This is a genomic window from Enteractinococcus helveticum (assembly GCF_020742345.1).
GTDB lineage: Bacteria > Actinomycetota > Actinomycetes > Actinomycetales > Micrococcaceae > Yaniella > Yaniella helvetica_A.
Map to the genome: position 1 here is coordinate 1 of NZ_DYXC01000132.1, position 12103 is coordinate 12103.

Annotated in this window: 10 protein-coding genes; 6 read left to right on the forward strand and 4 right to left on the reverse strand. The window is 53.0% G+C overall.

All coding sequences use genetic code 11. The features are described 5' to 3' along the window. Window positions 1–343: 343 nt before the first annotated feature. On the reverse strand, window positions 344–1462 hold the full coding sequence (locus tag K8V32_RS11370; protein WP_369681067.1) for a DEAD/DEAH box helicase: 1119 nt from the start codon (window positions 1460–1462) through the stop codon (window positions 344–346). Beyond that, window positions 1405–2778 (reverse strand): TOTE conflict system archaeo-eukaryotic primase domain-containing protein, encoded by a 1374-nt coding sequence (locus tag K8V32_RS11375; RefSeq protein WP_303907438.1) that lies wholly within the window; start codon window positions 2776–2778, stop codon window positions 1405–1407. Before K8V32_RS11375 ends, K8V32_RS11370 begins: the two co-directional genes overlap by 58 nt. 467 nt (window positions 2779–3245) lie before the next feature. Here K8V32_RS11375 and K8V32_RS11380 point away from each other — a divergent pair, with 467 nt between their 5' ends. Then, window positions 3246–4034, forward strand: a complete 789-nt coding sequence (locus K8V32_RS11380; RefSeq protein ID WP_303907440.1) for an SDR family NAD(P)-dependent oxidoreductase — start codon at window positions 3246–3248, stop codon at window positions 4032–4034. Window positions 4035–4194: 160 nt separating this feature from the next. On the opposite strand, the gene K8V32_RS11385 is transcribed toward K8V32_RS11380, so the two are convergent. Continuing rightward, on the reverse strand, window positions 4195–4710 hold the full coding sequence (locus K8V32_RS11385; protein WP_303907442.1) for a VOC family protein: 516 nt from the start codon (window positions 4708–4710) through the stop codon (window positions 4195–4197). Between the two features lie 391 nt (window positions 4711–5101). Here K8V32_RS11385 and K8V32_RS11390 point away from each other — a divergent pair, with 391 nt between their 5' ends. The 3 genes from K8V32_RS11390 (at window position 5102) to K8V32_RS11400 (ending at window position 8190) form a co-directional block, all read left to right on the forward strand. Continuing rightward, window positions 5102–6112, forward strand: a complete 1011-nt coding sequence (locus K8V32_RS11390; RefSeq protein WP_303907444.1) for a Bug family tripartite tricarboxylate transporter substrate binding protein — start codon at window positions 5102–5104, stop codon at window positions 6110–6112. 66 nt (window positions 6113–6178) lie between these two features. Beyond that, window positions 6179–6658, forward strand: a complete 480-nt coding sequence (locus tag K8V32_RS11395; protein ID WP_303907446.1) for a tripartite tricarboxylate transporter TctB family protein — start codon at window positions 6179–6181, stop codon at window positions 6656–6658. Then, entirely contained in the window at window positions 6655–8190 is a 1536-nt protein-coding gene (locus K8V32_RS11400; protein WP_303907448.1) for a tripartite tricarboxylate transporter permease, read from the forward strand. Before K8V32_RS11395 ends, K8V32_RS11400 begins: the two co-directional genes overlap by 4 nt. 117 nt (window positions 8191–8307) lie before the next feature. On the opposite strand, the gene K8V32_RS11405 is transcribed toward K8V32_RS11400, so the two are convergent. Next, the gene (locus tag K8V32_RS11405; protein WP_303907450.1) at window positions 8308–10038 is read right to left on the reverse strand and encodes an FAD-binding protein; all 1731 of its coding nucleotides are present in this window, start codon (window positions 10036–10038) and stop codon (window positions 8308–8310) included. 164 nt (window positions 10039–10202) lie between these two features. Between K8V32_RS11405 and K8V32_RS11410 the strand changes: the two genes are divergently transcribed. Together K8V32_RS11410 and K8V32_RS11415 are read left to right on the forward strand one after the other, a co-directional pair. Then, window positions 10203–10994: an IclR family transcriptional regulator gene (locus K8V32_RS11410; protein ID WP_303907452.1), complete on the forward strand. Its 792-nt coding sequence runs from the start codon at window positions 10203–10205 to the stop codon at window positions 10992–10994. A 107-nt stretch (window positions 10995–11101) separates the two neighbouring features. Continuing rightward, window positions 11102–12103: Gfo/Idh/MocA family protein (locus tag K8V32_RS11415; RefSeq protein WP_303907453.1), on the forward strand; the 1002-nt coding region annotated here is incomplete at its 3' end.

Consider the following 12103-nt stretch of genomic DNA (forward strand, 5'->3'; position numbering starts at 1 on the left):
ATGCCTCCTCGGGGAGGTCTTGTTGCTGGGGTGATGCTTCTGGAGAAGCTGAACACCCTGCAAGGAAAAGTAGGGATACGGCGGTGATAATCAAATTTCGTTTATTGTTCACGAAAGAATTCTATTCCTGCATCCTGACAGCATCAAACTGAGCTGAGATGACAGACACCGCAGAGGGTTGCACAGACTAAGACCAAAAGGAGTTACTATCCTTATTGGTAGAAGGTAAACCCTGACTCATTACGTGCGCAGGCAGTTGCTTAGCTCGCTTGGAGGCAGGACATCGAGCAAGATGGGCTGTTGGATTGAGAGCCGCCCGAAAGCGGAGAGTTCATAAGTCTGCTCATGTTTCGAGAGGAAGCTGGGGCTGTAGTAAGAATCCCTCTTTCTGCAGGATCTTGGACCGTCGGCGGTGCATCCGAGCTAGTAGCGGTACCTGGGTGTCGTGGAAGTCGTGTACGACTGCCGTTTGTTGACCAAGCGTTGAACCTCTCGTGATCCGTCCGGCCTGCTGGATAATGCGGCCTTTGAATGAGACCGGCATGGTCAGAAATAAAGTATCCATAGTTGGGATGTCAAGACCTTCTCCGGCAACTTTGTCGATGGCGAGCAAAACGAACGGATTGTTCTGCGCTGCATATCTCGCGATATTTTGTCGGGTTTGTGTACGTTCCTGTGCAGTAAGCTGACCATGAAGCGTGAAGACCGGGTAATTCAGCTTAGACTCCAGAAGAACCCGTAATGTGTGAAGATGGGTTATTCGATTGGTAAGTACCAGACAGTAACGCTGCTCTGAAGCCGCCTGAATAATCTGATCGACGATGAGAAGATTCCGTTCTTGATCCAGGCTGAGCTCATTGTATATCGCTTGTATAGATGCTCCATCGGTTCCGGGCTCTTCGGTTGTAAATGATGTCTGGTGATTAATTCGTTGGCGGCTTCCTTGAGTCTGGGTCTCTATGACGTGGCGTATTGGCCCGCATTGCATCGTAATCAATTCGTCCATCTGGTCTGCCCTGAAAGGTGTGGCTGTTAGGCCCGTCCAAAATCGAACGTTAACTTTGCGAATAGCTGCCTCTGTCGCAGGGGCGGCGATGGCATGACACTCGTCGACGATGATCTGGCCATACTCGTTCAGGATTGTAGGGTCGGCATCCCTATGGCTGATGGATTGCATCATGATGAGATCGATGGCACCGGTGCGTTCCTTACGTCCGCCACCCAATTGGCCGATCTGCTTGGTGTCGATATCAAGATAGGATGTCAGTCTTTCTCGCCATTGGTGGATCAGCTCAGCTCTATTGACCAGAATGGCCGTTGCAACCTGGCGTTCTGCGATGAGGGCGCAAGCCATAACTGTTTTCCCGGAACCAGGCGGGGCGACCAGGACTCCGTCCTGATGTTTCAGTAGAGAGCGCACAGCATTATGTTGTTCGGGACGTAATTGTCCAGTAAACGACACTTGTTGTTTTGGGGCTGGTTATCTTTGTTCCGAATCGTAACCTTTGCGCCAGCTTTCTTCAGCAGTTGCCGTGCTTCCTCAGCGAGCCCTCTGGGTAGTTTGAGGTCAACGTCGTCGTGCTCAAAACAGGTCACCAGACGCGGCACCCCGTATGTGCTGAACCGCTGCGCCTGACGACGGTAAAACTCCGGGTTAGAAATGGAAGCTCGATGTTTGAGCTCAGTGACGAATGCTGAAGGAAGATTCTCGGTTTTTACGTGCAACATCGCACGGCGTTGGATAGTTATATTGTGATCTTTGAGACCGGATTGAAGTTCACGTCGCTCTGGTCGACGCGTAATAAATGTGGAGTGCTTTGGGCCGACCACATAACGGTCATACTCATTGGCAATGTCACGGATGTCGGTTTCTGTTGCCGGTTTTGTACGGGCCAACGCTTCGAATTGATCGTCATAGGGTTGCCAGGTGATGGGATCTGCGAATATTGTCGTGCCGCGACGTCGACAGTTTCCTTGTAACGGCAGCGCAATGAGGTTCCCTAATCGAAACCGTCCGGATGCTTTCACTGGAAGGACATCTTGGGAAGGGAAAAATCTATCGTAGCTGTCCAATTTTATGCCGGGGCTGATTTGCATGGCTTTTCGTAATAGTGCCGAGCCAGCTTTACGCGCTGTGGAGGCAGAAATCCAGGTGTCGAAGAATATCCAGATGTGGGCACCGGCACCAGATCTAGAAATCTCGGCTAGATTGCTAATCCCAGCTGCTGAACAAGCTTGGCTAAAGGCAGCGGCATCGGTTTTCCATGTCTGTCCATCAAAGTCGCAGACTAAAAACTTGCACTGATGGTCGGTTGTGAGTGGGTAGATGCCGACGTGAAACTCTTTGGAGCCCTCATCGCTTCCGCGAAGGTGGTGTTCCAGTATATGTGGGGTGATAGGTAGCAGGTCGGTATCAAGTTTCTTGTCAGTACAAAATCCGCCCCTGACTGCTGGACTCCAGCCAGCTTTATTGGTCTTGTTGCTGACCCAGCGAGTGGCGTACGCATCTGGCCTGCCTGCGAAGCGCTGTGTGAAGAGTTCCAACTTGTCATGGAGACTAGAATTCGCGGTGATATTTTGTGCGGTCGAGAAGTCACTGAGATTCTGGGGCGTCTTGGCTGCCAGGATATGTTTGAATTGGCGCTCTTCAGCTTCCAATGCCTCCAGATTTGCACGCGCTTTAGCGAGGTCCCTTTCCAATCTCTTGACGCGCTCGCGAGCCTCAGAAATCTCATGGGTTACGCCGCTATTGGGTGGGCGAGGAGAATCTGGATACATGGCTCCGAGTTTATGTACCTGCGGTATAGCTGGGCAATAGCTGGTTTTATGTGCTCTCTGACCTCTGATATCGATGACTCGCCCCGTTCTAATTTGACGACTGGAACGCTTCTTAACTGACAAGTCGTCATGATATTCCTACGAATTTTAGGAATGACGAGTTTTCATTGGATGCGGCGTCCTGTGAAATATCTGGGTGAATGTGAATGCTGCAGCAGGCCTGAACACCTGGCAGTGCGCACATCCTTACTCCACGATGGAGCCGGAGCGCTCTTAGAACGGAGCCTGGAAGCCTGACGAATGAGCCGCTCAATCGGACGAAAAACCTATCCCGTTGAATGGATGCCGATCAGTCCTAGTGAGGGCATCGCGTTATGTTGATTTGATGGCTTTGACTCTGCTGGCCATCTGAGAGCGGGATGTTGGTTGTTATCCGCCGCGATGTTCCAAACGATGGGAGACGAAGGATGATTCACGAAAATGTATCGGCAGAAGCATCAGTGTTAGCCGTTACTGGTGGTGCCAACGGAATTGGTCTGGCAGTCGCCAAACAGTGGCACGCTGCAGGTGGAGAAGTTATTCTTCTGGACCTCAACCAGGGTGCACTACGAGATGCTGTAGAGAGTCTTGGTTCGCGAGCACGCGGAATTCAAGTAGACGTTATTGATAGTAATTCCATCAATGCTGCAATGGATGACATCTCGTCGAACGAAGGAAAGCTCAACGCACTGGTGAATTGTGCCGGTTTCGCACGTCATGCCAGATTAGATGAATTATTAGATGCAGATTTTATAAAAATGTTCGACGTGCACTTAGGCGGCGCGCTTCGTGTCAGCCGGGGTGCCTACCCGCTGCTGCGAAAGGCTGCACGCGGGGGTGAGTCTGCTGCCGTCGTACATTTATCCTCGGCCGCGGGAGTTCATGGCATTCCAGGGAGAGTCAGTTATGGGACGTCGAAGGCAGGTATTGCTGGAATGGTCAGGACTCTTGCAGTCGAGTGGGGGCCCGACAATATTCGGGTTAATGCGGTCAACCCTGGTCCAACGCGAACGGCGCTTGTTGATGAACTGATCGCGAAACATGAGATTCAGGTTGAACCACTGGTGAAGCGCACACCGTTAGCTCGAATGCCGGTCGTTGCCGAAGTGGCTTCTCCAATTGTGTTTTTGTGTTCTGCAGCTGCCAGTTTTATCACTGGAGTTTGTTTACCAATTGACGGTGGTTTGACCATCGACGGGAATTGGTACGCCGAATAATCAGTTGGATATGTGTCGTCGTGCGAAAGTGGCGTTCACAGGTTCAAACATAATTCTGAAGAGCACCTATGCAAGTGTAGCCGCCGGTGAAATCTTGGCAGGGACCGCGTTTGGAGTATTATCAAACGCAGTCCCTGCCAAGAATGACCAGGCATTGGAATTATGCTTGGCGTGCATCCTCGGGGCGTCGTCGTTTCGGCAATTCCAGGACTTCAAGGAAAACTCCACCGGCCTCGAAATAGGCGAAGCCGCCGTCGCCGTCGAGGCCGTGACCTTGAGCGGTCTGAACGATCTCAATGTCGGCGTCGTCCAAGTATTCCAGCGCTTGTTGCAGTGAGGGGACTACGAACCCCAGGTGGTGCAGATTGTATCCGTGTTGCTCAACCCATTCCCAATAGATGCTTGGAGATGAGCCAGGTTCGATGAGTTCTATTTGGGGATTTTGCCCGGCAAGAGCAATGCGCATCGATAGTTCGATCGGTTCACCTCGGTAGCTGGCCGTTTCAAACTCATCCGGACTGTAGTTGTAAATGTTCCAGCCAGTGACACCAAAAATGGGTGCCCAGTAATCCATACCGCTTTCGAGGTTTTCAACCAAAATGCAGACTTGATCTGGACCTTTTGCTCCAACAATTTTGGAGACTTTGTCAGCAAATTCTTGTGGTTGGGTAAGCAAAGTGTGTGCCTTTCTGACGTAATTGAACCTCGTAAATAAGTGGTCATCAGCAAGTTGTGAAGTCTCTTGATGGCCACCATGGACTGGCTCGTCGATCATTTAGTGATCAACTCTGATGTTTATTTGCGCATTCAGGAACCCATAACCCATTCAATGGGAGCCAAAGCTAAATTGTGGTCAATCTGCGCCGGTGTTGTCGGGCGCCAAATTAATTTCCCATTCAATGGGGTGTGGCGAGACTGGTGTTTTCGTGATCTATATAACAGAAAGAACCAATCGAGCGAGTCATCAGATCCAATTCGCACTTGCAGTGCTCTACCGATATTGGCCACTGATCATCGCATGATTCTTTGCTGATGTAGAAATTTTTTGTCTCACCTTGGAGGTCTTCATGGCTACTCATTCCGGTATCGCATCAAGAAACGTTATTCGAAAATCGTTGACTGGTCTCGTGACGGGCGCAGCTGTGCTGTCGCTTGCTGCTTGTGGGTCTGATGCGGACGCAGATGCTGGCTTTCCAACAAACACTATTGAGCTCGTTGTACCGTATGCCCCTGGCGGTAGCACTGACACGAGCATGCGGCGGCTAACTCAGATCGCAGAAGACACCTGTGGTACTGACATGATCGTCAGTAATCAAACCGGTGGTGCCGGGACCGTGGGTGCTACTGCTGTTGCAAATTCTAAGCCGGATGGTTACACGGTAGGAGCAACGGCTGCTGACCTGATTATTCCGCATCAGTTAGGTGTGGCAGAGGTTTCTGTAGAAGATGTAAAAGGTGTCTTGCGGTATGCCTTGAATGAGCGAACGTTATTTGTCCCCGCTAGTTCCGAGTTTGAATCCTTGGCGGACATTATCGATGCTGCACAGTACGGTGAGACGATCAATGTAGCGACTGCTGGGTCCGGTACAGAAATGCACCTTTCCACCGTCGGTATGGCGATGGATCAAGGAGTGGTTGAGCAATTTAATTTCTTGCCCTTCGACGGTGATGCTACCGCGCTAGAAGCCGTAGCAGGTGGTCAAGCAGATATGACCGTCATTTCTACCGGCACTGGAGTGCCCCAGGTCGAAGGCGGCAATGCCAGAGCGTTGGCCACGCTAGGTGAGGAACGCTCCGAAATTTTGCCGGATGTTCCTACTGCTACTGAGCAAGGCATCGACTGGATTGAGCCAGCACCGCAGGGACTCGTTGTACCCGCAGAGACCCCAGACGACGTCGTGAAGAAACTCAATGAGTGTCTTGGTGAAGCGGTTGAATCCGATGAGTTTAAAGAAACCATGACAAATCAAAATCTGACGATCGGCTACCAAAACGCCGAAGAATATGAAGCTTACCTCGCGGAAATGTCGGAATACTACGGACGGATCATCACCGAAGCCGGCATGGCTCAGAACTAACGGTCGCACTGTGTATCGGTTTGCAACTGGATACCTTTTGCCAATTCCTCATCAAGGAGGGAATCGATGATTACTGCTCAAGTTAAAAGACCCTGGCAAGACACGCTCAAAGATCGTCTGAGTGCTGTATTTCTACTGATTATGTGTGGTCTGGTCTTTTGGTTGACCAAGGACTTCCCAGTCTCGAAAACTTTTGACCCTGGCGTGGCCGCATGGCCTCAAATTCTGGCCGGTGTGATCGCCTTGTGCGCGCTTGTTCCGTTAGTGAAACCCCAGGTGGTAGAAGAGTTCCCTGCTGGAACTCCGATTGTCAGGGTCGTATCTACGATTGCCGCCCTAGTGTTGTACATGGTCTTATTTGATCTGCTTGGTTTTGTATTTTCCACGACGTTATATTTTGTCGCGCAATTCGCGATTCTCAAAGTGACATCTTGGCGAGTGTACTTACTGATCCCCCTGCCACTCAGCCTGGGGCTATTTTTCTTGTTCAGAAAGCTACTTGAGGTGCCACTGCCACTGAGCGGGATTGGAGGTCTACCAGTATGAGTGAATTGCTTTCGGGGATTCAGACAGCTCTAGATCCCTCAATTTTTATATTCATTTTCCTTGGCGTCCTACTCGGGGTCGTTGTAGGCGCCATACCCGGTATCTCTGCCACAGTGGGAATCGCAGTCTTCCTGCCGTTTACGTTCGCTTTAGATCCGTTGGCTGGGATTTCACTATTACTCGGAATTTATAACGGCGCCTGTTATTCAGGGGCGATACCAGCTATTCTGCTCAGAACGCCTGGGACACCCGCATCGGCTGCCACGGTGCTCGACGGGTATCCCATGGCCAGACAAGGCAAGGCTGGGCAGGCTTTGACCTTATCTCTTGTTGCTTCAGTGATTGGTGGCTTGGTATCCACGTTCCTCGTGGTCTTTTTCTCCCCATACATTGCCGCCTTCGCGTTGTCTCTTGGACCAGCCGAGTATTTTGCGTTGGCTGTCATGGCTCTGGCGATTATTGCCTCACTGGGTGATGGAGCGCTGGCCAAGGGGATCATCAGCGGCACATTAGGGGCGTTGATTGGAACGGTCGGTCTCGATGCGATTTCCGGGTATAACCGCTTTACGTTTAATATCACCGGTATAACCGGCGGCATTGAACTCATCCCCCTCTTGGTGGGCCTATTCGGTGCCGCCGAAGCCTTAACACAGATTGAAAAGATGCGTCGTGGTGGAACCTTCGGCAAAATCGGCAAGTTTGGGTTGCAGAAGAATATGATGCGCGGATCGATCGGTACGCTCGCTGGATCCACAGGTATTGGATTCTTCATCGGACTGCTACCTGGAATTGGTGGGGATGTTGGCGGCTATGTTGCCTACAACGAAACCAAGCGGTTCAGTAAGAAAAATTCAGTACCGTTTGGTCAAGGTGAACCTCGTGGTGTTCTGGCTGCTGAGAGCGCGAATAACGCTGCACAGGTAGGCGGTCTTGTGCCGACGCTCACCCTTGGAATCCCAGGGAACGCTGCGGCAGCAGTCCTGGTGGGTGCCCTATTAATTCATGGCATTCAACCCGGCCCAGGCTTGTTCTCCGGCAATACACAATTGGTGTATGCAATCTATTCTGCAATGGCAATCGGGTTCGTGCTCATGCTCATAGTCGGTGCAGCAGGAACCCGTCTGTGGGCGCAGCTGTTGCGCGTCCCGCCACGAATTCTGTGGCCTGTTGTGCTCGTCTTGTCCGGAATCGGAGCCTATGCGGTGCGCACCAATATTACGGATGTCTTAGTTATGCTGGTTGCTGCGGTTTTGGGATATGTCATGGTGAAAATGCGTTACCCGGTAGCGCCCTTGCTCATCGGAGTCATTGTTGGCCCATTGGCAGAAGAAAACTTCAGGTTGGCCGTGATGCAACATACTGGTTCTATAACATGGCTGTTTGAACCATTCCCCTTGGTCTTGCTGGCATTGTCGCTGGGTATGATCGTGTTTGCTACCGTGCGAAGTGTGAAAAAGAAACCGGTAATCCAGGTTGCAGAAGTGGAAGAAAAGCCTCTTGTGGACACCGCAAGGAGCGACCACTCCAGCTAGCCGGTCATGCTGCGGAAACTCATGGAATGAGTCCGCCCAGCCGATAAAAATCCCCCGGATAATGTTGTCTCGCAAGAGAGTACATTATCCGGGGATTTTGTGTGGATCAGGCTGCGTTTATTGGGCAGCGTGGCGTGCGGCGACCCACCCGAAGGTCATGGCGGCACCTACCTGGGTTCCAGCGCCTGGGTATTCGGAGGCCATCACGGATTGGGCGTCGTTGCCGGCTGAGTACAGGCCGGGGATTGCTACGCCGTCGTTATCTACGACTTGGGCATGCTCATTGGTCGACATGCCATAGACCGTGGCCAGCGGAGTGGGGACTACTGCAATGGCGTAGTAAGGGGCCTTTTCGACCGGTCCGATATTTGGGTTTGGCCCATGGTTCGGGTCGCCAGCAGCGATGCCGAATTCCAGTTCCCCTTTGTGGAAGTCTTCGTCAACTCCAGTGTGGGCGAAGCGGTTATAACGCGTGACGGTGTTGCGTAGACCGTTGGCGTCGACACCGATGTCGGCTGCGAGTTCTTCCAGGGTGTTGCCAACGTGTAGGTACCCGGTGTCGATGTATTTCTGCAGTGCTGCCTTGGGCAGGTGAGGCATGGTGATCATGCCCAGGCCATATTTGGCTAGAGTGCGTGAATCGACAATCAACCAGGCTGGAATGGAGTTGGTTGTTTCGTTGGTTTTGTACATGGCGCGAACGAAGCGGTGGTAGGACACCGATTCGTCGACGAACCGTTCGCCGGCTGCATTGACGGCGATGACGCCTGGTTTGCCCCGGTCCCAAATGTGCGGGAAGACCGCGGTGGAACCGTCGGCACGGGTGCCTATGGAAGAAGGGAACCACAGGGCGTTTTCGCCGTTGTCGTGACCGATTCGGGCTCCGATTGCTCGAGCCATTTTCATGGTGTCACCGGTTGCACCTTCTGCGGCGCGCGAGAATTGCGGAGCGGGGGAGGGCAGGTATTGTTCGCGTAGTTCGGGTGACTGGGCGAAGCCTCCGGCTGCTAAGACGATGCCTTTGGTGGCTTTGATGCGGTGTTCTTGGCCGCGGTAGCCGACCACGGCACCGGTGACTCGGCCAGTGTTCTCATCGCGGATGAGTTGAGTGGTCTGGGCGTTGAGCCAGACGTCTCCGCCACGGCGCAGCGTTTCGTAGTACATACGTGCAGTCAGAGCATTGCCCATAACCAGACGAGTGCCGCGGGGGTTTGATATTCGGTCGGCTGCCCAGCGGGTACCGAGTTTTAGAGCGGTACCTACTGCTTTTGCGGTTGCCCCTGGTTTTTTGGAAAACAGGCCGAGCAGGGTGTTGACTTCTGGTCGACGAACCATCAGTTCGCCACCCATCAGGGCGAACTCTGGTACCGGGCGGCGCACGTTTCGGAACCGGACTTTGCCAAGTTTGCGACCGTCGAATGGTTCTGGTTCCAGGGCGCGACCGGTTTTGCCGGTTTCCGGCAGTTCGGAGTGGTAGTCGACAACGGCCGGGGAGCGCAGGAAGCGGACATCAAGGCGTTCCATGTATTTCAGCATGTTAGGGCCGTTATCGACATATGACATGCGAAGTTTCTTATCTGCCTTGTCACCGACTACGGCGTCAAGGTAGCGTTCGACTTTTTCGCGGCTGTCATCCATTCCATCTTCTTTTTGGAAGTGGTTATTTGGGATCCAGCAGGTGCCGGCCGAATACGCGGTGGTGCCACCGATGTAGTCGGTTTTTTCTAAGGCCAACACGTTGAGTCCTTCTGCAGTGCCGGTCAGTGCTGCGGATAGGCCGGCTGCTCCGGTGCCTAGGACCAGTAGGTCAACTTCGCGGTCCCATGCAGATTCGGTGTGTTGGTTCATGGTGGTGACTACCTTAGGGAATCGACAAGAAAGCTTTACTCTTTCTGATCATCGAGGCGTAGATCACGGATTCCAAGTGGCATCCCATTGGATGGGAAGTTCGACGGTTGGGGGAGGTCAGCTAGACCAAGGCCAGTTTGTGGTGGTGCCGATAGCATAGGTGTATGGCAAATTCTTCTCGGGGCGAGTCCGTGGTACAACGGGTTTCACGAATTCTGCGGGTGTTTGATGAGGACCATCAAGTCTTGTCGGCAACCCAGGTGGCACAGCGCGCCGACCTTGCGATCTCTACGGCCCACCGCATGGTCGGGGCGATGGTGGATGAGGGGTTGTTATTGCGCACCCCGGATGGCAAATATCGGCTGGGCTTAGTCCTGTGGGAATTGGCGCACCGATCGACCGTGTATCAAAGTTTTACTGCCGCTGCTCGGCCGTTTCTTGAGGGTGTGCATCAGACGCTGAAGAAAACTGTTTCACTGGCAATTTTGGATCCGGCAGAAGTCTCGATTATTTATTTGGAACGTCTTGCGATTGGTCATGATGATACGGATGTGTCGTCATTAGCTGGTCGCCTGCCGGTGCTGTCGACCGGACCGGGTCAGGTCATGTTGGCGTATGCGCCACAACATATTCAAGCCCAGTATTTTGATCAGGCAGACCAGGATCCCGGGGTGATCTCTCAGCGGTTAACGCGTCAGGACCTGGAGGCCAGGCTCGCACAGGTTAAGCGCGATGGGTGGGCGCATGTTGCTGAAGTGCTCAGTGCTGGCTCTTCTGGAACGGCCGCACCGGTCTTTGGTCGCCGACAACGCGTTATCGGGGCGATATCGGTGGTCCGTCCCGTGGATGAAATCAATATGAACGTCCAGCTGCCTGTGTTATTGGCCGCGGCACGTGGGCTGAGTCAAGTGATGGCCCAGCAGCCAGAACAACACCAAGACTTTGCACAATGGTAGGTTAATGCGCAGAAATCCCATTGGGTGAGAAGTGGCGCGCGTTACAGGAAGATTCCTGCAAGAATCACCACGACCGCACTAACGGAGCAAAGGACTCGGCACCATCAATGTCTGAACCAACATCTGGCCCAAGCCTCAAAGTTGCCATCATCGGTACCGGGGCTATCTTTAAGAACCACCTTGAGGCTTACCGTGCCCTGGAGCATGTTGAGGTGGTGGCAGTTTGTGACGTCAATGAAGAACTGGCCGTACGTACCGCCCAAGAACATAATATTGCCCGTGCATTTGGCAGCACCGCGGCACTATTTGAAGCCGCCAAGGATCCAGCAGATCTTGGCCGGCTCGATATCGTTTCGGTGTGCACACCGCACCCGACCCACGAGGCGGTAGTGGTTGAAGCAGCTCAAGCCGGTGTTCACGTATTGTGTGAGAAACCACTGGCAATCACACTGGAATCATCTCAGCGAATTGTCGATGCGTGTCGTCAGCATGGTGTGCAACTGGGTGTGCTATTTCAGCGCCGATTCTGGCCGGCAGCTCAACGTATCAAAACGCTCATTGACGATGGCACGATCGGCCAACCCATCTTGGGGCATGCTTCTGTCATGCTGCATCGCGAAGCCAGCTACTATGCTGCAACACCGTGGCGTGGCTCATGGGCAACCGATGGTGGGGGAGTGCTGATGACTCAGGCGATCCACTATATTGACTTATTGCAGTGGTTCATGGGCGAGGTTGTTGAAGTCCACGGACACACCAACACGTTTGTGCATCAGGAGCACATGGAAACCGAGGATTCCGCGGTGGCCACGTTGAAATTCGCATCCGGTGCGATGGCCACACTGCAGGCGTCAACCGCTGTCACTCCTGGACTGGGCGTCCAGATTCGAGTGACGGGGACAACCGGTGCTAGCGTGCAGTTGACTGAATTCCCCGAGGGAACCGAAGGCCGTATTGATCTGCTCGGCACGGGTGGAACAATAGAAAATGCGCCGACTTGGCCGGCAGAGGCCAACCCGAATACTGCATTGTCGGAAATTAATGCAGCTTTGGTGCCTTACCATAAACTGCAGGTGGCAGATTTCGTTAACGCTGTTGGTGCTGGCACC